This is a genomic window from Rhodococcus sp. OAS809 (genome assembly GCF_040546695.1).
Lineage (GTDB): Bacteria > Actinomycetota > Actinomycetes > Mycobacteriales > Mycobacteriaceae > Rhodococcus_F > Rhodococcus_F qingshengii.
This window is the reverse complement of sequence record NZ_JBEPOI010000002.1, coordinates 4,988,258-5,008,955: the sequence shown is the minus strand read 5'-3', so window position 1 is coordinate 5,008,955 and position 20,698 is coordinate 4,988,258. Positions and strand designations below refer to the sequence as shown.

Sequence of the window (20,698 nt, the reverse complement as noted above, 5' to 3'; positions counted from 1 at the left end):
GCGATCGTTACTTATTGCGCCATTCGGGCTTTCGCTTGTCCACAAAGGCCTGCATACCTTCCTGAGCGTCGCAGGTCACGGCGTTGGTTGCCATAGTTTCCGCCATCGCCTCGTACGCCTGCGCTTGCGGCAGATCGATCTGGCGATAGAACGCCTGCTTACCGATCTTCACCGTCAAGGGGCTGGCCGTCGTGATCTTGGCGGCCAGTTCGCGCACCTCTCGGTCCAGGTCTTCGGGCGCGACGACGAAGTTCACCAGACCCCAGTCCGCAGCGGTGTCGGCGTCGATCGTCTGCCCGGTGAGCAACATCTGCATCGAGCGCTTGCGCCCTACTGCCCTGCTCAGCGCCACCATGGGCGTCGAGCAGAACAGTCCGATCTTGACGCCCGGCGTGCCGAAGACAGCATTCGACGCAGCAACAACCAGATCACACGACGCGGCCAGTTGGCAGCCCGCCGCGATAGCCGGGCCCTGTACTGCGGCAATCACCGGCTGCGGAATCCGCTGTACGGTCTCCATCATCTCGGTACAGCCGTCGAAGATCGCCCGCTCGTCCTCGAGGGTTCTCCCGATCATCTCCGTCAGATCGTGTCCGGCGGAGAACACCGGGCCTTCGGCGCGCACGATCACGACCCGCACGCGCTCGTCTACAGACAATTCGACAAGGGCAGCCGTCACCTCACGCATGGTCTCCGCCGAGAGCGGATTGCGCCGCGCCGGCCGATCGAGCGTCAGGAAACCGAGTCCCACCGATTCCTCGACGGAAATCTTCACTGCAGTGTCTTCTACCTGTGTCTGCGACATGTGTTCTCTCTACCAATCGAATCCGTCCCGGTCAACGAGACGAAAAGGACATCCACTCGCACCGCGTCGATACGGTCCGGTCAATACTTCGCCACTACGAGGAGTGCCCATGAGCACCGATGCCGCCGTCGCCACTGATCTCGAAGAGATTCTGCGCGCTCAGCAGGAAGCAACTCGAGCCGCTGGTCTTCCGTCCGCGCAGACACGACGCGAGCGCATTCAACGCGTCGTCGATCTCCTGGTGGCAAACCACAAGGATCTGACCGAGGCGATCAACGAAGACTTCGGCGGCCGAATCCCGGCCTACTCGGTGATGAATGACGTTCTCGGGTCGATGGTTTCACTCAAGCACGTTCGTGATTCGCTCGAAGAGTGGATGATTCGCTCACCGAGAGCAACCGGAGCGATGCAGGACCAGTTGGGTGCCACGGCGTACGTGTCGTACCAGCCGAAGGGTTCGATCGGCATCATCGGAACCTGGAATGCTCCCCTGTTCACTCTCCTGAGCCCGCTCGCCTGCGCCCTCGGAGCAGGAAATCGCGCCGTTCTCAAACCGTCGGAGATCGTGCCCAATACTGCGGCCGTCCTGGCCGAGGCGGCGCGTCGAACTCTCGACCCCGTGGAGGTCGCGGTGGTGACCGGCGGCCCGGAAGTCGCTGATCGGCTGACGTCCCTGCCTTTCGACCACCTCGTCTTCACCGGCAGCACGACCGTCGGAAAGCTGGTCATGGCCAATGCTGCGAAGAACCTGGTGCCGGTCACCCTCGAACTCGGCGGCAAGTCACCGAGCGTCTTGAGCCGCAGTGCCGATATCAGCTCTGCTGCTTCGCGTTTGGCTATCGCGAAGTCCACCAACGCCGGTCAACTCTGTGTCTCTCCCGATCTGATCTACGTTCCGCGCGAGAACACGGAAGCATTCATCGACGCGTTCACCGACCAGTTCACGGGACTGTTTCCCACGATTGCCGACAACAAAGACGTGGTCTCGATAGTCAGCGATCGTCACCTCGCACGCATCGAGGGGTACATCGCGGACGCCGAAGAACGTGGGGCACGAATCATCACCGTTCCCGACGAAGAACTCTCCGCAGACACTCGTCGTCGCCCACTGCGAATCGTGGTCGACCCTCCGACCGACGCGCAGATCATGAAGGAGGAGATCTTCGGGCCGGCCGTCGTCGTCTTGCCGTACGACCAACTCGACAACGTCGTCGCCGACATCAATTCACGACCGAAACCGTTGGCGCTGTACTACTTCGGAACCGATCTGGACGAGAAGGAATCCGTACTCGAACGGACCGTCTCGGGCGGCGTCACCATCAACGACGCGATGTCTCACCCCGGGCTGAGCGACGCACCCTTCGGCGGCGTCGGAGCTTCGGGCATCGGGCACTACCACGGCCGTGAGGGTTTCCTCGAGTTCAGTCACGCGCGAACGGTATTCGAAGCAGCGCAGCATGACCCACGCGGTGAATGGGGAATGCTCCCGCCGTACGGTGAGGGTTTCGAGCAGATGATGTTGGCTCAGGTAACGCCCTAGGGCCTCCGGCCCCGTGCGCCTTTTTGCTAGTTCGCGCTACCGGAAAGGCGCACCGGCAAGGCCGCGGCTGAGGAACTCCACCAGCTGACCCGGCTCGGTGTCCTCGGACTCGATCAGTTGGATCAACTCCTTCTTGTCTTCTACCGCAAGCGGTTCGATGCCACCGAACGTGCGCATCGTGGACCCGGCCGGAAGAACACGAGCACACACGAGCGTGCCTGGCTCGAGGTTCAGCGAGCCCCACTCGTCCGTGACCTTCACCAGATGCCCGTTGCGGACGTCGCTGAGGGTCACCAACTGTCCCGGCTCCGTCGAGGCGACCTTGTACACCGAGCGCGGAATCGACAACCACTGATCGGCCAGTTCGCGTTCGTCGGCAGGCAGCAGTTCTCCGCGGCGCTCGACAAAAGCTGCGAAAATACCCGCATCGAACAAGGCAGCGTCGACGGCCAAACCACCTTCGACGGCCAGCGTCAGTGCTTCTTCGCTGTTGAACTGCTCGGCACGGATGAGCGCAAGATCGAACACGGCGTCGAAGTACTCCGGCGTGCGCGAGAACAACTGAGCCTTGACGTAGAGCCAGCTGGCCCGGTCGTCGAACGTCACCTCGGACTTACCGAGATGGCAAACCTTGAACTTTCGACCGGAACCGCACCAGCACTTGTCATTTCGTCCGAGTTCGGGGTGCTCGGCCGGGGCGTAGCGCTGAAGAACCTCGTGCAGAACCTCGGACTCGCCACCTTCGATTCGGCCCAGCAAAGCCAGCGCGCGCGTCACATCGCTTCGATCGGCGGCCAGTAGCGCCAGATCGAAGATCGCGGGAGTCCAGTCGGGATCGAGATCGTGCGCTGATTCGTACGACGCCTCAGCGGCCAGGATCTTGCCGAGACGATCCGAAGCCTTGCCCGCCAGCCAGTGCGCTGCCGGCTTGACACGACGCGACCCTTTTTCGGCGAGAGCAGTTGCAACAGAATGCAATACGGAATCATGATCGTCGAGTTCGGACAACAGCTCCAACGCTGCCGCAGCCGCGGGCGGCTCGGCGAGGCCTGCGAAGGCCTGCGGATCCTCCTTGATCTTCTTGCGCGCCCAGTCCGAGACATCGTCGACGCCTTCGGCTTTCGCGGCCATGACCACATCGACGAAGGCGATCACCGACGCGGCTTCTTCGGGGTGCAGATTCTCGCGGACCTCGAGCATGCGAGCCCGGTTCGCCAGGTGGTACGCCTCGAAATCGAATCCGTCGACCGCAACGTAATCACCGTCGCGGACGTAACCTGCCGCCTCGAGCATTTCGCCCAGCGGTGCGGTCGGCTGACGGAACAGCGACGGCTCGTCGAGCATCAATTGCCAGACAATGGCATCGAGGGTGTCAGCACCGGTGTCTGCGAGGACCGTCCCCAGACTCTCGCCGAATCCGGGTGCGGGATCCAGTACCTCGGGGATGGTGCAGAGTGTCAGCTCACGGTCAGCGACGAACAATCCGATCAAGTCACCTACCGAGCACTCGGCAAGGGTGTCGGTGTCGAGCAGAAAGCCTTCGTCGTGTGGGAACTCCGGATCTTCGATCCCACGATCAGCCAAAAGATCGTCGTCGGTCCCGCGGTGCACGACGCTGATGCCGTGGATTACGTCGTCGTCACGATCGAGGAAAACCCGCAGCATCATCAGATCGGGGTTCGCGTCGAGAACGCCGGACTTGATCTCCGCTTCGGTGAGGCGATGGGTCAACACTCGATGCTCGAACAACGTGTCGAGTGCGGCGTACCGCTCCTCACTCAAGTATCCGAGCAACGGGTCCTCGACGTACTCGACGAATTCGGTCATGTCCTCGGCTGTACCGTGCCCGGCGTCAGCCAACAGGGTGCCCCAGTCCGCCGCTGTCTGCGGGCCGTGCTCACGCAACAACTCCATCGCGGCTTCGGCGATCAAGTCATTGGCATCCATCGGTTCGTTCACCTATCCAACTTTAACGGGGTCGACTCGATACATCGTCACCGGTCATCGGTCGAGTGATCGGCGCCTCCACGCAACTCGCGCACCAGTTCTTCGGCCTCGAGATCTTCGGAAGCGAGAACCTCGAGCACCCTCGCAGCCTGCGATTCCATTGCCATGACCACAACACCCACCGCAAACGCTCCAGTGGGGGCCGTCAGGACCCGAGCACTGATCACATCACCTGGCTTGCCTTCGACCGAGTGAGCAACCGTGACGGTCTCCTTGGATCCACGATCGAGCAGCACGACGCCGGTGTCGGACGTTTCGATCACCTCGTACACCGACCTCCGGATTCCGAGCCACTGTGCGGCTGTCACAACTTCCGCCTCCGGAAGTAGTTCGCTGCGTCTGGCCAAGAATTCGGCAAAGATTCCACCCTCGAACAGAGCGACGTCCAGTGCCGATCCGTCGAAGATCGTGGCCGCGATCAGTTCGTCCTCGGAGAGATTTTCGTTTTCGAGATCGTCGAGCCCGGTCACGATGTCGACGAATTCGGAGGCAAACGCAAACAGGCATGCCTTCTTGTACAGCCACCGACCGTCCGCCTTGACGGATTCATCGGCCTTTCCGAGGTGGCAGACCTTGTACTTGCGGCCGGAACCGCACCAACACTTGTCGTTTCGCCCGAGTTCCGGGTGATCGGCTGGGACGAAGTCCTGCAGTACGGCGTAGAGATTCTCTTCGGTTCCGCCGTCGATCCGCCCGAGCAGTGACAGCGCCCGGGTCGCGTCGCCGCGGTCCGACGCAAACTGAGCCAACTCGAACAAGGCCGGACCCCAACCGGATTCGGCAAGGAGCGCTTTCTCGTAGTGCGCCTCCGCTTCGAGGACGCGCCCCAGCCGATCGACGGCCTTACCGGCGAGCCAATGAGCCGCCGCCCGCACCGACCGTGGCCCTCGCTCGGCCAGTTCGGAGGCAAGCGCTTCGAGGATTGCGTCGGTCACCGGGTCCTGATTCCGAAATCCGAGATCGAACACGGCCACTGCAGCACCCGGATCTGCCAGTGAGACAAAAGAGTCCGGAGCAGCGCTCACATGACGGTGGGCCCAGTCCGCGATATCGAAGTCGGCGATGACCGCGTCGGTGTATCCGCGGTCCGCCAGATCGACAAACGCAACGGCAGAGACTGCCTCGTCGTGGGTCAGGTCGTAGGTACTGGCCACCAAGGCTGTCCGAATCTGCAGGTCGTAGGCGTCGAAGTCGAATCCCCGCCGAGCCAGTAGCTCACGCTCGTGCTCGTAACCTGCCACCTCGAAGATCTCACCCAGCGGCGCAACAGGAACCGTGAAGAGTGACGGATCCTCGATCAGGAGTTGCCAGCACACAGAATCCAGGGCCTCGACTCCGTCCTCCTCGAAGAGTTCGCCGAGCGCCGGAGCAAGATCGGGTTCGTCCTCGATCTCGACCAGACGAAACGCAAGTGTTCCGTCTTCGACAGCCAAGCCGACGAGATCACCGTCGGCGCACTCGCCGAGGGTTCCGGCCGGAAGTACCACAACTCGTCGACTCCGGAAGGGAGCAGCTCCGCGTTCGGAGGCTGCTTCTTCCGCCAGGGCCACCCGGATCGCCCCGTCGTCGTCGCCGAATGCCAAGATCGGTTCCAGGTCGGGGCTCGCGTCAAGGATGTCCGACGCAATTTCGACTTCGCTGAGCCGGTGAGTGAACACGAGCCCTTCGAGGACCGTGTCGAGAGCGACGTACTTTCCGTTGGGCAGGTACCCGAGCATCGGTTCGGACAGGTACTCGAGTACATCGGCCAACTCGGTCGCAGTTCCGTACTCCTCGAGATGGGTCGCCCACTCTTCGAGACTCAGCGGGCCTTGCTCGCGCAGAACAGCCAAAGCAGCGGAGGCAATGGAACCGGCAGCGTCGTCGTCGAAATCAGTCACCCGCCAATGGTAGGCGACCTATTGCAGCCCACTGAGCCCCTCGCCCAGCACGGTCGCACCGAGGATCGTCAGGATGACCGTCATCATCACCGCGTTGTTGGCGGTCATCCATGCCTTCGCGGACGCGAGGATCTCGTCGGCACGCTTGCCGGAGAACACCTTCACCAGGATCGGCGACGCGATGCCGACGCTCGCGATGACCGTGAAGATCACCGCGGCAACAATCTGTTGGGCAACGACATTCGTGGCGACCGCGATAGTGGCCGCACCGGATACCGCCAGCGCTGCATTCTTGGGATTGACCGCCGCGGACAAGAACGCCAACCCGAACGCCTTCCGCGGAGTCAACCCGTCGACGCTCTTCATCCACTTCGGAACTGTCGGCTCACTCCCGTTTCGCGGACGCGCGCGCCACTGCTTGTATGCCAAGCCGAACAGGACCAGACCCAACACGATTCGTACGACGCTCGACCACACGGAAGTCCGCGACGACTCCGACTCCGCAAACGAATAGTCCGCGATCACGATGGTCACCGCGACGACTGCCGAGATTCCGAGGACCCACCCGAGTAGAAAAGATGCCGCCCCTCGATGTGCTCCAGCGGTGATCATGACGAGCACGATCACCGCCATGGGCATCGAGACGAAAAGCAGGCCGAGGGCAATCGGAAGAGACAGACCGATCGCAGCTAGCACCGAAAACCTCCAGTTGAATGCACGATCGACGATCGATTCGAGGTCGAAATCACGACGTCGGAGGCAGCATGACCTCGATGAGATGCGGGCCGGGTTCCGCCAGCGCTGCGGCAAACTGTTGGGCCAACTCCTCCGCTGTGTTCGCCCGCGACGCGGGCACTCCCAACCCCTCGGAGATCTTGACGTAGTCCATGTTCGGAGATGACAGATCCAGCATCGACTGTGCGACGACGCCGCCACCTTCTGCGCCGACTCGTTGCAGTTCGCCACGCAGGATGGCGTATGCGCGATTGTTGAGCAGAATCGTCGTGACGTTCAACATCTCTCGCGCCTGCGTCCACAACGCCGTGATGGTGTACATCGCGCTTCCGTCGGCTTCGAGATTGATCACCGGTCGCTCCGGCGCTGCCACAGCGGCGCCCGTCGCCACCGGGATGCCCTGGCCGATGGCACCTCCGGTGAGCGTGAGCACGTCGTGGCGCGGCGCTCCGGCAAGGGCAATCGGGATCGCCCAACCGGAAGTCGCCGCCTCGTCGGAGATGATGGCGTCGCCTGGCAGCAGGGCGCCGATCACGTCGGCCCAATTTCGAACGTCCAGAGGCCCGCTCGGCAGCGCCGGCCGATTCGCTTCCTGCAAGACAGGTTCGACTCCCGGTGCCACGAGTTCGGCCACTGCCTCCAGTGCACCGGCAACATCGTCGCCGACGCTTGCCAGCGTTGTCACCGCAGCACCCTCCGGTGCCAGATCGCTCGGTTTTCCGGGATACGCAAAGAACGAGACCGGCGAAACCGCTCCGGCCAGAACCAGCTGAGTTGTTCCGCGAAGTTGTTCGGTGGCGTGCTCGGCGAAGTATCCCAAGCGCTCGAATGACGGTAGCCCCGCACCTCGTTGAAGCCTGGCTGGAAAAGTCTCGATCAGAATCTGGGCACCGGTCGCGACCGCAATTCGGGAAGCGGCGCGCAGCCCAGCTTCGGAACAGGCTGCGCCGCCCAGCAGTAGCGTGGCGCGACCCTCGGCATTGAGCGCGCCCACCACCGAGTCGATCTGTGTTGCAGAAACTTCCGCCCGCCCCGGTATGTCCCGAGGACCCGCAAGAACTCCACCTTCGCCCCACGAGACGTCGGCAGGGAGGACAAGTGTGGCAATGCGTCCGGGCGGATTCAACGAGGCGGCAACGGCGTCGGCCGCGTCGCTACCGACGGTCGCGGTGGATTCGGAACGTCGACTCCACCCCTCCAACCATTCGGTCAGCGCATCGATGTTCGATTCGAGAGGAGCGTCGAAACCGTGGTGGTAGGTCGCGTGGTCCCCGACGATGTTCACGATCGGTGTGTGGGCGCGGCGCGCGTTGTGAAGGTTCGCCAGTCCGTTCGCCATACCGGGGCCCAGATGGAGCAGCGTCGCGGCAGGCTTTCCGGCGATCCGTGCGTAGCCGTCCGCGGCACCGGTCACGGCGCCCTCGAACAAGCCGAGTACCGCCCGCATCTGCGGAACGGAATCGAGTGCGGCGACAAAATGCATCTCGGACGTTCCTGGATTGCCGAAGCACACCTCGACGCCCGAGTCGACCAGGCTTTGGATGAGCGACTGTGCACCGTTCATTTCGATCACCTCTTCTTCATGAAAAGCTGCGAATGCTTCCTGCGCTTCATCGTGAGCAACCGAACTCCCGGTGCGTGCTCCTCGATCCGAACAGTCATCCGTACCTCCGTCGTGGCCGAGAGTCTCGATTCAAGCTACTCGGTCGGGAGTTCAGCGTTCGTAGCCCTTGCGCATATCGTCGACGATGCGTGGCCGGTCGAGCGTCGAGGGTTCCAACTCCCGCCTCGGGCGATCGCGAGGAAACACCGAGGCCGACGCCAGCGTCGGCTCGTCGAGGAACCGCAGGTTCGGCACATCAGCGGGCAGACGAAGCTCGGGCGGCGTGGAACCTCTTTGCGCGAGCACATATCCCCAGTCACCGAAGCTCGGCACGAAAACGTGATAGGGCGAGACGCTCAGTCCGACAGCCGATACCGTCGACACCGTTCTCCAGTACGCATCCGGTGTCGAGTACGGGCTGCCGGACTGGACGACCATCAGCCCGCCCGGATTCATCGCGGCAGCGGCAAGTCCGTAGAACTCCATCGAATACAAGCGGCCAAGTGCGGGGGTGTCAGGATCCGGGAGGTCGACGATCACCGCATCGAAACCCGGTTCCGGACGCTCTCGCAGCCACCGAAACGCGTCGTCGAGTACGACGTCCACCCGTGGATCCTCGAGCGCTCCCTCGTTCAGATCACGAAGACGCGTGTTGGCCAACTCGATGACTGCCGGATCGAGTTCCACTTGAACGATCTGCTCGACGCTGTTCATTCGCAGCACTTCCCGTGCAGCGAGGCCGTCACCGCCGCCCAGAATCAGCACGCGCCGGGGGTCGTTCACCAGGGCCGGATACACCAGCGACTCCGTGTACCGATGCTCGTCGACACTGGAGAACTGCAGGTCTCCGTCGAGGAACAGGCGCACGTCGTTCCCCCGCTCGGTGACGACGATTTCCTGGTACACCGATCGCTCGGCGGCCACCACGGGATCGGTGTAGAGCCGCTGCCTCGACGTGGTCTCGATGTCCGACGCTGCGATCAGCAACCATCCGATCAAACTTGCTGCCAACAGCATTGCGACGACGGCGATCGATCGTGCGCGCAGGCTGAGCTGCCACCGAAGGAGTATCAGCGCGACCACTGCCGCAGCCACGAGATTGATCATGCCGGTGAGTGCGGCACCGCGAATCATTCCCGCCCACGGCAACAGTACGAACGGCCACAGCAGACCACCGATCAATGCGCCGAGGTAGTCGGCGGCATTGAGGTTGGCCAGTACCTTTCCGGTGCTCTGTGCGTCGTTGTCGCTGCGACCGGACTGCAAGAGCGTCATCAGCAGAGGCACTTCGGCACCGACGAGGATGCCGATCAGCGCGGTCGCCGCCACCAGAACTGCTGCGCTGGAACCGAAGAACGTGAAGGTCACGTACAGCGTGACGGCACTGAATCCGCCGATCAGCCCGAGCAGTATCTCGACCGTCACGAACGAAACGGCAGCGTGTCCCAGCAGAGGTTTGGCGGCCAGCGCTCCGATACCCAGAGCCGCAACAAATCCCGCGACGATCAACGACGTCTGGGTGATGCCGCCGCCGGTCAGACTCACGCTGAGTGTCAACAGGGCCAGCTCGTAGATCAGGCCACACGCAGCGCACGCCGCAACAGCCGCAAGGAGAAGGACGCGTGCGCGCGGGCCGAGCATCGTCGAACGCTCGTCAACTGTCACATCGGGATCAGCGGCAACCATCAGGTGAGCGCTGCGGCGTTCACCAAACCGATGGACAGCAAGCTCACACCCACAGCCCACGCGGCGCCACACATCTTCGGATCCTGCACCAGCGCAACCAACTTGCCGGGAAGGAATGCGTTCATCAATCGCAGCGCGATCGCTTGCAACACGATCGCGAACAGTCCGTACACCGCGGAGTCGGCGAGTCCCTGAGCAAAGCCGTCCGAACTGGTCAGGATTGCCGTCACCACGATGATCGCCAGCGCAAGATGATTGGAGGCCAACAGAATCGCAGCGTTCGGGTTCTTGTCGACGTAAACCTGGTGGCGGAGATTTCCGGGTGTCATGAGGTCGAGGACCAGGAATCCCGTCGCCAGAACCGCTGCACCGACGACGAAGTAGGCGAGGGTGCCGAGAACGCCCCCGACGAGCAATGCCGGATCCACCGTCCCGATCTCGACGGAAGTGGATGCAAAGATGTTCGTCACGCCGTTCTCCTCCTCATTGAGCATTACCGTCATTTGGCACTACCCGAGCCGCCGCTGCCACTGCTTCCACCCGCCGGGGATCCCGGGTTGAAGCCCGGTCCCAGGTACGCGTATCCGCCGCTGCGATACGTGCCGTCGATGTCCTCTACCTTGATGGTGCTGCCACCGCCCGAAGCCGAACTGACAGTGACGATGTCGTCGTCGTAGCGCAGGTATTCGTTGCCGCCGTCAGCACTTCGCGCCGCTGGTTCGTCCGCGTCGACAATCCGTGAGACGGTCGTGCCCACTGGATCTTTCGACGAGTACAACACGACGTCGCCATCCTGGGACGTCTTGGAATAGTTGTCCGCGATGAAGTCTTTGGCTCCACCACCGCACGCCGACAAGACAATTGCGGCCGCCAGCATCACCGGAGCCAACCACGTCCGCCCCCTCACGGCTGCCACCTGCTGCGTGTCTTCACGATCACTCCTGTCCCCTCCCCCGGGTACAAATGCCAACTCTGCCAACTCCACCCCTGGCGGTCTCGCACGCCATACAAAGCGGTCAAAGCCGTGTCGTCACCGGGAAAGGATCCGCAGATCCAACCGTCGTGGCCGGCGGACTCTTTCAACGACGCAGCTTCCGAGTCGAATTCGACCCGATCCATCACCAGTGAGGAAGACTCGAACCGGTAGTTTTGCGTGGACTCCACTGCGGGCAGTGGTTCACCGCCGACTGCAAGAGCATCGCACGAAACCTGTTCGGTCAGTTCCTTTCCCGACGCCCAGGCCGTCACCACGTGCGAAGCCCCCAGCACTCCGAGGGTCAGCGTCGCGTCGGAAGTTCCGATCACCAACTCGGCGAGGGTCGGTGGCGCAGGAGCTCCCAGTACCAACCCCAGTGCCGAGGCATCCACGTCGGTCGGCTCCACGTCGAGTAGATACAGGCTCATTCCGGGGGGCCCGAGTGGATGACAGTGAGTTCGCTGCGAGTGACCGCCCGTCCCGTGGAAACCTCCCACGACTGTCCGCGCGCCCACTTCTCGAATGCAATCAGGCCGGTCTTGTCTGCGGTCGCATAGTCCGCGTATTCCATCGAGCCGGAAGGGGCCGTACCCGTCGTACCCTCGGCCGTGAACTTCGCCGTTCCACTTTCGATCTTGCGGTGAACCTTGTCGTCGAGAATGACGTCGCCGTTCGGGACCAGGTTGGTTCCTTCTCGACGCATCCAGAGAGTCATCTCCAATTCGCCCTCGTCGTCCTCGACCGTCAGCCAACGACGACCGGTCGAACCGTCGAGAAGGTGCTCACGCCAGATGTACCCCTCTTCGTCGAGCGTGATGGTCCCTCGAACAACATGGTCGATACCCGCGTACGTGATGATGTCGCCGACCCCGATCTTGTGGGGGTCGTACACCTCGGGATAGTCGGCGAGCGGGTCGACGCGAGCATTCGGCTTGCCCTGGCGTCCACGCAGGACCACAAACACGACGGCAGCGATCACTACGAGTATCAGGACAACTATCAGCACGTTGGTCAACGGTTTCTCCGAAATCATCTCGGCAGGGTTGCCGCGGGCCATACCCTACCGATCCGTTCTCAGCCTTTTCGGATGAGACTGCCGGCAATCCGGCCTGTCGCCGACCGGACAGGTCTCCGGCGCCGCGGGCAGATCGAAAGACTGCCCCGGCGCACCTTTGCGTTTACGCTCAGCCCGAGGAACTCCGCGCGAACGAAAGCCGGTCGACTGACGATGAGCAAGAACACGGAGCCGTCTGCCCGCACCGTCATGCACACACCACGATTCTGGTTGACACCATTGATAGTGGTCACCCTCTTGATGTCTGCGCTGGCAGCGTTGTACATGGGCGGAATACTCGACCCCAAGAAACACCTGGACCAGTTCCCGATCGCCCTGGTCAACCAGGACGAGGGCGACACCCTCCCCGGTGGCGACCCCGCCGACCGCAAGAACTTCGGAAACGACATCGTCGCCGGCCTCGAAAGCGGAATCGACCACCAGAAGATCGACCTGCAGCAGATCGGTATCGCCGAAGCCCAATCGCGGTTGAACTCCGGCACGCTGTACGGCGCGATCGTGATTCCCAGTGATTTCACGAAGAGGACGATCATCCTGGCGGAGGCCAGCGTCGTCGCCGGTGACGTAGAGCAACCGATCATCACGATCTACACCAATCCTCGCGCCGGTTCCGTCTCGGCATCGCTGGTCCAGTCGATCGGAACCACAGCCCTCGCCTCGGTCAACAAGAACATGGGCGAGCAACTCACCGCCCTTGTCACCGCGCAGTTGGAAGCGGGAGGCACCGGAACCCAGATCTCCGGAGCGAGCCGCCTGCTGCTCGAAAACCCGGTGAACGTACTCACGGTTGCCCACGATCCGCTTCCCGACGGAACCGGATTCGGTTTGGTGGCATTCTATTTCGCGCTGCTGTTGGTCCTTGCGGGATTCACCGGAGCAACCGTGGTCAATTCCTTGGTGGACGGCATGCTCGGATACGCGCCTACCGAATTCGGTCCACTCTTCGTTCAGAACGACGTTGTGGGTATCAACAGGTTTCGAACGCTGCTCGTCAAATGGGCATTCATGATCGTGTTGTCCGGCATAGTCTCCGCGTTGTTCCAGTGGATCAGTCGCGCCCTCGGAATGCCGGTCACTCACGGGCTTGCATTGTGGGAGTACGGCGCGCTGGTCATCACAGCGGTGGGCATCACGGCGATGTCGGTGATGGCCGCGTTCGGCTCGTTGGGCATGTTGATCAACCTGTTCGTGTTCGTCATTCTCGCGCTGCCCTCGTCCGGTGGCACCATCCCCCTCGAAGCCAGCCCCAGGTTGTATGCCTGGCTGGCGCAATTCGAGCCGATGCACCAGATCTACATGGGCACGCGATCGATCCTGTTCTTCGGCGCACGCGGTGAGGCAGGCCTGCTGCATGCCGTCTGGATGACGTTGGTGGGGCTACTGATCGGCGTCGTACTCGGCATCGTGACCACCCGTTTCTACGACCGCAAGGGCTACGAGCGCACCCATCGTCCCAAGGTGGCGTGACATGGTACCCAGCCGGGATTTGATCGAAACCTGTTGAGCCGATTCAATGTGATTGCGCGTTTCGGGAATCTTCGAGCCCCTTCCGCACGTTGTACAACTATGGCTAATTACAAAACAGTCAATCCCGCGACAGGTGAAACCGTCAGGGAATTCGATACTTTGGATGACGCCGGAGTTGAAGCCGCACTTGCGAACACGCATCGCGGCTACTTGACCTGGCGCAACAGTGCGCCACAGCAGCGTGCGGCAGTCCTGAGCAAGACCGCCGAACTGTACACAGAGCGCGCAGACGAACTGGCCCGAATGATCTCCTTGGAGATGGGTAAGCCGGTCCGCGAGGCCAAGGGCGAAGTACAACTCTCGGCCGCGATCTATCAGTGGTATGCAGACCACGGTCCGGCACTGCTCGAGGAAGAACGACTCGACGTTCCCGGGGCCGAGGAGTCGGTTGTGTACCGGCGACCGATCGGCGCTCTCATCGGCGTCATGCCGTGGAACTTCCCGTACTACCAAGTCGCCCGCTTCGCGGCACCGAATCTGATGCTCGGTAACACGATCATTCTCAAGCACGCATCGAACTGTCCGCAGTCGGCGCTGCTGATGGAAGAGATTCTGCGACAAGCCGGATTGCCGGACGACGCCTACGTCAACGTCTTCGCGACCAACGAGCAGATCGCGGACATGATCGCCGATCCCCGAGTTCAAGGTGTGTCACTGACCGGCAGCGAACGCGCCGGAACCAGCGTCGCCGAAACTGCCGGACGCAATCTCAAGAAGGTCGTCCTCGAACTCGGCGGATCAGACGTGTTCATCGTCCTCGATTCCGACGACATGGATGCCACCGTCAAGTCCGCAACCAAGGCACGTCTGTCCAATGCCGGCCAGGCCTGCAACGCGGCCAAGCGTTTCATCGTCACCGAAGATTTCTACGACGACTTCACCGACAAGTTGGCGACGTCCTTCGAATCCGTCACTGCCGGTGACCCGTTGGACGAATCCACAGTCTTGGGTCCGCTCTCTTCGCAGAGCGCGGCAGACACTCTGATCGAGCAGATCGACGACGCTGTGTCCAAGGGTGCCACGCTGCTGACCGGTGGAAAGAAGATCGACGGCCCGGGCGCCTACGTTCAACCGACATTGCTCGCAGACGTGACACCGGACATGCGGGCCTACAGCGAAGAACTGTTCGGACCTGCCGGAGTCGTCTACAAGGTCAAGTCGGCCAGCGAGGCTGTGGAACTTGCCAATTCGTCGGTCTACGGCCTGAGCGGATCCGTCTGGAGCAGCGATCTCGATTCCGCCCGGTCGGTCGCTGCAGATCTCGACGTGGGAATGGCGTTCGTCAACGAGCACGGAACGACGTTGCCCGGTCTGCCCTTCGGCGGAGTCAAGCGCTCCGGAGTCGGCCGCGAGCTGGGTCCGTGGGGAATGGACGAGTTCGTCAACAAGAAGCTGCTCCGCGTCTCCAAGAAGTAGTTCGACACAGAAGTAGTTCGACACAGAAGTAGCTCGACACAGAAGTAGCTCGACACAGAAGTAGCGCGGCGCAAAGGAAGGCCCTGACCTCGATGGAGGTCGGGGCCTTTCCTCATAACCCACGGACCAGCAAGCGGGTCCGCTGCCTGGTCACTCGCTTGCCGGCGTGGCACCCCCATGAGTGAGGCTCCACCCGAACCTCGTCGCGATGACAGCTGACACCCAGCCCAACAGTGCACCCACCAGTGGAGCAGCGACGGCGGTGTAGATCGCCTCGTTGGAAACACCAACCGACACGGCGGAGTCACCGACGAAGGCGAAATCGGTTCGGGAGGCGAAGGACGCCCACTCGATCAGGCCGGAGACAACAATAATCAGGAACCCCAGCAGGAAGCCGAAGCCGGCCAGCAGAACGTGAAGTGCGCGCATCCGGTCAGTCTGTCTGTATCACCCACCCAGATAAAACCGACCTGCTGGTATGACACTTTCACGTATCGCTCGCACTTCCGTGATCGCCGCCGCCCTCTGCGCGGGCGCAGCCATCTGTTCCGCGACGTCAGCTTCCGCGGACGTAGTCGACGTCACGATCCTTCCGGGTCTCAGCAGCGGACCGACGACGCCGTACGGAGCGGGCTGCACGTATCTGGTGGTTGCCAGGACAGCAGCGTTGAACGAGCCGAACGTCTCGATTGTCGACATGAACCGGGCGTCGACCATGTTCCCGCAGGAACTGATCTGGGACACCGTCAATCCCTACTTCACCTTGCCGGTCGTACTCGGCCACGCCGTCACGCTGTGGACTCCGACTGCACCGGGCGAACACTCTCTGATGGCCTACCAGACGTCCGCGGGCGGGCCGGTCACAACGGTCGATGTCAATCCGGCGACACCGATCGGTCCGGGGTGCGTCGTCGCACCCTGATCCGCTAGCCCTCCAAGAAGTCGACGAGCACCCGGTTGATTTCATCGGCGGGAACCATCGGAATGCTGTGATGCGAAGAAGCTTTCAGCACCTCGACACGCGCTGCGGGAACCCTCTCCCGCACTGACTTCGACACGGTTTCCGCATCATGCACCCGTCCGTCTTGTGCGAGGACCACCAGCAACTCGACATCCAGTGCGCTCAAGGCCTCCTTCGAAGGACGTCGAGGCACTACGAGATCGGGTCGCGGTAGATCCGAAGTGCCCACTTCCACAAGAGACAGCCAGTCGGAGTCGATACTCAACTCACCTGTCTCCCAATCCAACAGTCGCCGTCGGCGCGCTCGCGACGGGGAGAGCAACAGCGGAAGCGCACGCAGAAGGTAGCCCGCCTTCATGCCGGAGAAACTCGAATTAGGATCGAGCAGAACAAGTTTCCCGACACGATTCGGTCGATGCAGCGCAAAGGCCAACGCAATCATTGCGCCATAGGAATGTCCGATCACATCAACGGTGCCGGCCCCGGTGCAATCGACTATCGAGTCCATCCACTCGATCAGATCGTCGACGGACTTCATCGGATCACCATTCGGAACGCTCCGCCCGGCATCGCCCATGGTGTCGACAGCAAAGACACGCCGGGATTTCGACAGCGCCCCAACATTGTCGAACCACACCGTCGAAGTGGCACCTCCCCCGGACAGAAGGATCAACGGCCGCGAGTCTGCATGCCCACAGACGTTCACATGCGTGTTACCGAACCGCCCCGCGAGATCCACACCCAGCGGTTTCTGCGGCCATTTGGTCAGTACAGCGTCGTATGCGCGATTGAAGTCCATCCCCCACCCCCATTTCTCTCGATTATCGAGATAGTAGACAATCAAGAGACAACACACCAGGGCTGGAGGCATCCTTGAGCGTCGGCGATGCAGAAGACGAAGCGATGGCGATCGTCCACTCGCTTCGCGCACTTACCGTCGACTTGAACGTGGCGGTTTCCGGCTTTGCGAACAAGTACAAAATGCACTCCACCGACGTGCGCGCGTTGATCTGCCTTCTCGATGCCGAGCGCTCGGACGCACCGGCGACACCAGGCTGGCTCGGCGCACAGCTGGGTATCAACTCGGCGTCGGTGACCGCGCTCGTCGACCGGATGGTCAAAGCGGGCCACGTAGCTCGGGAGCGAGACTCAGCAGACCGCAGGCGGGTGCTCTTGCAGGTCACACCATCGGCGGTCACTCTGGGCGAGAGTTACTTCGGCCCACTCATTTCACGGGCGGTGAGCACCCTCGGCAATTTTACCGCCACAGAGCGAGCCACCATCGCGAGTTTCATCGCCGCGATGCGAGCGGACGTGGAGCGGACTCGAGTCGATAGGGAGCCCTCCCGGTGACTCGCATACTTCCCGCGGGAGAACGCGCATTGCTCGTGGACTTCGATTCCGAAGCTGGCGTTCTAGCGTTCACCGAAGCACTGACGCGTAACACCCCGGTCGGGGTCGAAGACTTCCTCCCCGCAGCTCGCACGGTCCTGGTCACGTGCACCCCGGCGGCAGATCTCACGTACGTCCGGAAGCGCTTGAACGATCTCGAGCAGACCGATTCTGCCGCGACCACAGACGAGCATTTCGAGACGGATGCACTCACCATCGCCGTCAGGTACGACGGGCCCGACCTCGACGACGTCGCACAGTCACTTGGTATGAGCCGATCCGAGGTGGTTGCGGCCCACACCGGGGCAATGTGGCGTTGCGCCTTCATCGGATTCGCACCCGGCTTCGCCTACCTGACTTCAGGCGACACTCGGCTCGACGTTCCGCGTCGAACGCAATCACGAACCGCTGTGCCTGCCGGTTCCGTCGCCCTGGCCGCTGGATACAGCGCGGTCTACCCGCGTGCATCACCGGGTGGCTGGCAGATCATCGGGAGCACCGATGCCGTGATGTGGGATCTGAACGCCACACCACCGGCCACCGTTCAGCCCGGCAGACGCGTGCGCTTCGTGAACGAGGAACAACGATGAACGGTCTGGAGATACTCGACACCGGGCCGCTGAGCCTGATCCAGGACCTCGGACGGATAGGTCATCTTCGCTCGGGTGTCGGGGTTTCCGGTGCGGCAGACAGGCGATCTCTCAGGCTTGGCAATCGGCTCGTCGGCAACAACGAGGGCGCAGCCGGTGTCGAGGTCCTCCTGGGTGGGCTGAGTCTTCGGGCGCAGCAACCGACAACGATCGCGTTCACCGGTGCGCCGGCACAGGCCTACCGCGACGGCATTCCGGTCGGGCATTCGAGCGTGATCGATCTGCGGGCTGGTCAGACCGTCCGCCTGGACTACGCACCGAGTGGACTGCGGACGTATCTGACCGTCCGAGGCGGCATTGTGGTTCCCGAGATCCTGGGATCGCGCAGCACCGACACGATGTCCGGGATCGGTCCGGCGCCTCTCGAGCCTGGTGTTTTTCTACCGATCGGGCCATCGCCGACCACGTTCTCAGCCGTCGACCTCGCACCGGTGCCGCCGATGGCAAACGAGACTCTCGCCATTCGAGTGGTGTTCGGTCCTCGCGCAGATCGATTCACCAACCCCGTAACACTCCTCCATGGCCGATGGGCGATCTCGACCGACTCGGACCGAATCGGCGCACGCGTCGATCGCGTCGGCGCCGACGAACTACTTCGAAGAACAGACGACACCGAACTGCCCACCGAAGGCGTGGCACTCGGATCGATCCAGGTCCCACCCAGCGGCCAACCTGTCGTGTTCCTCGCCGATCACCCCATCACCGGCGGCTATCCGGTGGTGGGAGTGGTCGCGGACGCAGATATCGACCGACTCGGCCAAGCCCGCCCGGGTCAACACATCCGGTTCGTCAGGGCCTGAGCACGCCGAGCGATGGCGTGTCGGACCCAGCCGTCACACTGATGTCGTGCGAGTTGTCCTGGTCCCCGGTAGTACGACGTCCACGGGAGCTGTGACGGCAACTGTCCTACGGACCGATCCCGCTGGAACGCCGCTCGCCGATCCCGTCGAATACCCCGACCTGATCGCAGCGGTACGCACCATCGAGGAAGCCGAGCACCCGCGGTGGGTGTGGCCGAGTACGGCGACCGTGTACCCACCTCTACTGCGGGCAGGCGTACGGGTTCAACGGTGCCACGACATCTCCCTGACCCGCGCGATACTCGGAATGCGCGCCGGCAAACCGTCACCGCCCGCCGACGAGTTCGACGACGATCGACTCGGACTCTTCGACACTGCACCCGTTCTCGATCCCCTCGCCGTCGTCACCGAATTCGCCGAGCAGCGCGCAACCATCGGCGCGGACGCTCGACTGGACTTGTTGATCGCAGCAGAATCGGCCGGCGCTCTCAGCGCCGCCGAGATGACGCACACGGGCCTTCCGTTCTCGACGCAGAAGCATCGCGAACTCCTCGAAGAACGGCTGGGGCCGCGGCCGACGGGATACGACCTCCCCGCACGCATGCAGGAACTTGCCGCCCAGATCAGCGAGGTCTTCGGGCGCACCGTCAATCCTTCGTCTTCGGTGGAGATCACCGAGGCGTTCGGACGTCAGGGCATCGAACTACCGTCGACGCGCAAGTGGTTTCTGCAGGAAATCGATCATCCGGCTGTGCCGCTGCTCCTACGTCACCGCGAACTCGCCAAGCTGTACAGCACCAACGGTTGGCAGTGGATGGACAGTTGGGTGCGGGGCGATCGATTCCGCCCGATCTACGTTCCCGGTGGTGTCGTGTCCGGCAGGTGGGCGAGCCGGGGCGGCGGGGCCCTCCAGATTCCTAAGACCATGCGCTCGAGCGTCGTCGCAGATCCGGGCCACGTGTTCGTCGTCGCCGACGCCGGTCAGCTCGAACCCCGAATTCTGGCCGCCATGTCCGGCGACCGCCGCATGATGGCTGCCGCCGGCGACGACGATCTGTACGCACTTGTCGGTGCAGAAGCCTTCGGCGGGGATCGCGCAAAAGCCAAGGTCGCAATCCTCGGAGTCCTGTACGGGGCGACGGCGGGTGAAGCCAAAGCACTGCTCATCTTGTTGCGGAAGCGATTCCCGGTCGCCGTCGAGTACGTCGAGCAAGCTGCCAAGGCAGGTGAGCGCGGCGAGGTGGTGAAGTCACTGCTCGGCCGGGCCTGTCCCCCACCGTCTCCCGACTTCTACTCCCACGGCGACGCTCACGCCCGCGGTCGTTTCACGCGCAACTTCGTCGTGCAGGCGACTGCGTCCGAGTGGGCGCTGTGCCTCCTGGCCGACCTCAGGCGCCGCCTCGCCGAAGATCCGGACGGCGAGTTGGTCTTCTTCCAGCACGACGAGGTAGTCGTGCATACCCGCAACCCCGAAACCGGTACCGCGCACGTGCTGGCCGCAGCTGCTTCGGCAACTCGATTGTTGTTCGGCGACACAGTCGTCCGTTTTCCCATGGACGTCGCAGCCCGCGAGACATACGGCAAAGGCACTTCGTAGCGTCGTCAATTCCACGCCAAGTGGTTCCACCGCGCCCGTATTGCGTGT

General features: G+C 62.6%; 20 protein-coding genes. 8 read left to right on the top strand and 12 right to left on the bottom strand.

What is annotated here, in order from left to right:
• Window positions 1-7: 7 nt before the first annotated feature.
• Window positions 8-805 (bottom strand): enoyl-CoA hydratase, encoded by a 798-nt coding sequence (locus tag ABIE52_RS26420; RefSeq protein ID WP_003939812.1) that lies wholly within the window; start codon window positions 803-805, stop codon window positions 8-10.
• A 109-nt stretch (window positions 806-914) separates the two neighbouring features.
• On the opposite strand from ABIE52_RS26420, the gene ABIE52_RS26415 reads away from it, so the two are divergent.
• Window positions 915-2,345, top strand: coding sequence for a coniferyl aldehyde dehydrogenase (locus ABIE52_RS26415; protein ID WP_192712198.1), 1,431 nt, complete (start codon window positions 915-917; stop codon window positions 2,343-2,345).
• A gap of 36 nt (window positions 2,346-2,381) precedes the next feature.
• Here the strand turns inward: ABIE52_RS26415 and ABIE52_RS26410 are convergent, their stop codons facing one another.
• The 9 genes from ABIE52_RS26410 to ABIE52_RS26370 form a co-directional block, all read right to left on the bottom strand.
• Window positions 2,382-4,304, bottom strand: coding sequence for an SEC-C domain-containing protein (locus tag ABIE52_RS26410; RefSeq protein WP_231782572.1), 1,923 nt, complete (start codon window positions 4,302-4,304; stop codon window positions 2,382-2,384).
• Between the two features lie 35 nt (window positions 4,305-4,339).
• A complete protein-coding gene (locus ABIE52_RS26405; RefSeq protein ID WP_192712197.1) occupies window positions 4,340-6,232 on the bottom strand; it encodes an SEC-C domain-containing protein in 1,893 nt (630 codons plus the stop codon).
• A gap of 18 nt (window positions 6,233-6,250) precedes the next feature.
• On the bottom strand, window positions 6,251-6,928 hold the full coding sequence (locus ABIE52_RS26400; protein WP_192712196.1) for a GAP family protein: 678 nt from the start codon (window positions 6,926-6,928) through the stop codon (window positions 6,251-6,253).
• A gap of 49 nt (window positions 6,929-6,977) precedes the next feature.
• Window positions 6,978-8,531: an acetolactate synthase large subunit gene (locus tag ABIE52_RS26395; RefSeq protein ID WP_064688125.1), complete on the bottom strand. Its 1,554-nt coding sequence runs from the start codon at window positions 8,529-8,531 to the stop codon at window positions 6,978-6,980.
• Window positions 8,532-8,681: 150 nt separating this feature from the next.
• Entirely contained in the window at window positions 8,682-10,256 is a 1,575-nt protein-coding gene (locus ABIE52_RS26390; protein WP_047272094.1) for a polyamine aminopropyltransferase, read from the bottom strand.
• Window positions 10,256-10,759 carry a DUF350 domain-containing protein gene (locus tag ABIE52_RS26385; RefSeq protein ID WP_442972466.1) on the bottom strand — a complete coding sequence of 168 codons (504 nt, stop codon included), beginning with the start codon at window positions 10,757-10,759 and terminating at the stop codon, window positions 10,256-10,258. The genes ABIE52_RS26390 and ABIE52_RS26385 overlap by 1 nt, the downstream gene beginning before the upstream one ends.
• Window positions 10,756-11,172, bottom strand: coding sequence for a DUF4247 domain-containing protein (locus tag ABIE52_RS26380; RefSeq protein WP_037128670.1), 417 nt, complete (start codon window positions 11,170-11,172; stop codon window positions 10,756-10,758). The genes ABIE52_RS26385 and ABIE52_RS26380 overlap by 4 nt, the downstream gene beginning before the upstream one ends.
• Window positions 11,160-11,660 (bottom strand): DUF2617 family protein, encoded by a 501-nt coding sequence (locus ABIE52_RS26375; protein ID WP_192712195.1) that lies wholly within the window; start codon window positions 11,658-11,660, stop codon window positions 11,160-11,162. The genes ABIE52_RS26380 and ABIE52_RS26375 overlap by 13 nt, the downstream gene beginning before the upstream one ends.
• Window positions 11,657-12,289 carry a DUF4178 domain-containing protein gene (locus ABIE52_RS26370; RefSeq protein WP_192712194.1) on the bottom strand — a complete coding sequence of 211 codons (633 nt, stop codon included), beginning with the start codon at window positions 12,287-12,289 and terminating at the stop codon, window positions 11,657-11,659. Before ABIE52_RS26370 ends, ABIE52_RS26375 begins: the two co-directional genes overlap by 4 nt.
• A gap of 171 nt (window positions 12,290-12,460) precedes the next feature.
• Here ABIE52_RS26370 and ABIE52_RS26365 point away from each other — a divergent pair, with 171 nt between their 5' ends.
• Both ABIE52_RS26365 and ABIE52_RS26360 read left to right on the top strand, forming a co-directional pair.
• On the top strand, window positions 12,461-13,774 hold the full coding sequence (locus ABIE52_RS26365; protein WP_007729572.1) for a YhgE/Pip domain-containing protein: 1,314 nt from the start codon (window positions 12,461-12,463) through the stop codon (window positions 13,772-13,774).
• A gap of 99 nt (window positions 13,775-13,873) precedes the next feature.
• Window positions 13,874-15,250 (top strand): NAD-dependent succinate-semialdehyde dehydrogenase, encoded by a 1,377-nt coding sequence (locus ABIE52_RS26360; RefSeq protein WP_030537211.1) that lies wholly within the window; start codon window positions 13,874-13,876, stop codon window positions 15,248-15,250.
• 150 nt (window positions 15,251-15,400) lie between these two features.
• Here the strand turns inward: ABIE52_RS26360 and ABIE52_RS26355 are convergent, their stop codons facing one another.
• Window positions 15,401-15,679: a hypothetical protein gene (locus ABIE52_RS26355; RefSeq protein WP_192712193.1), complete on the bottom strand. Its 279-nt coding sequence runs from the start codon at window positions 15,677-15,679 to the stop codon at window positions 15,401-15,403.
• Between the two features lie 49 nt (window positions 15,680-15,728).
• Between ABIE52_RS26355 and ABIE52_RS26350 the strand changes: the two genes are divergently transcribed.
• Entirely contained in the window at window positions 15,729-16,172 is a 444-nt protein-coding gene (locus ABIE52_RS26350) for a hypothetical protein (protein ID WP_064074241.1), read from the top strand.
• A 4-nt stretch (window positions 16,173-16,176) separates the two neighbouring features.
• On the opposite strand, the gene ABIE52_RS26345 is transcribed toward ABIE52_RS26350, so the two are convergent.
• Window positions 16,177-17,010, bottom strand: coding sequence for an alpha/beta fold hydrolase (locus tag ABIE52_RS26345; protein ID WP_058037625.1), 834 nt, complete (start codon window positions 17,008-17,010; stop codon window positions 16,177-16,179).
• A gap of 74 nt (window positions 17,011-17,084) precedes the next feature.
• Here ABIE52_RS26345 and ABIE52_RS26340 point away from each other — a divergent pair, with 74 nt between their 5' ends.
• Genes ABIE52_RS26340 through ABIE52_RS26325 form a run of 4 tightly spaced genes read left to right on the top strand, consistent with a single transcriptional unit; the run spans window position 17,085 to window position 20,650 of the window.
• Complete coding sequence (locus ABIE52_RS26340) at window positions 17,085-17,564, top strand: MarR family winged helix-turn-helix transcriptional regulator (protein WP_054188402.1); 480 nt, start codon at window positions 17,085-17,087, stop codon at window positions 17,562-17,564.
• Window positions 17,561-18,193, top strand: a complete 633-nt coding sequence (locus tag ABIE52_RS26335; RefSeq protein ID WP_003940006.1) for a 5-oxoprolinase subunit B family protein — start codon at window positions 17,561-17,563, stop codon at window positions 18,191-18,193. Before ABIE52_RS26340 ends, ABIE52_RS26335 begins: the two co-directional genes overlap by 4 nt.
• Window positions 18,190-19,053 carry a 5-oxoprolinase subunit C family protein gene (locus tag ABIE52_RS26330; protein WP_064443690.1) on the top strand — a complete coding sequence of 288 codons (864 nt, stop codon included), beginning with the start codon at window positions 18,190-18,192 and terminating at the stop codon, window positions 19,051-19,053. The genes ABIE52_RS26335 and ABIE52_RS26330 overlap by 4 nt, the downstream gene beginning before the upstream one ends.
• A 46-nt stretch (window positions 19,054-19,099) precedes the next feature.
• Window positions 19,100-20,650, top strand: coding sequence for a bifunctional 3'-5' exonuclease/DNA polymerase (locus tag ABIE52_RS26325; RefSeq protein ID WP_047272080.1), 1,551 nt, complete (start codon window positions 19,100-19,102; stop codon window positions 20,648-20,650).
• The last annotated feature ends 48 nt before the right edge of the window (window positions 20,651-20,698 follow it).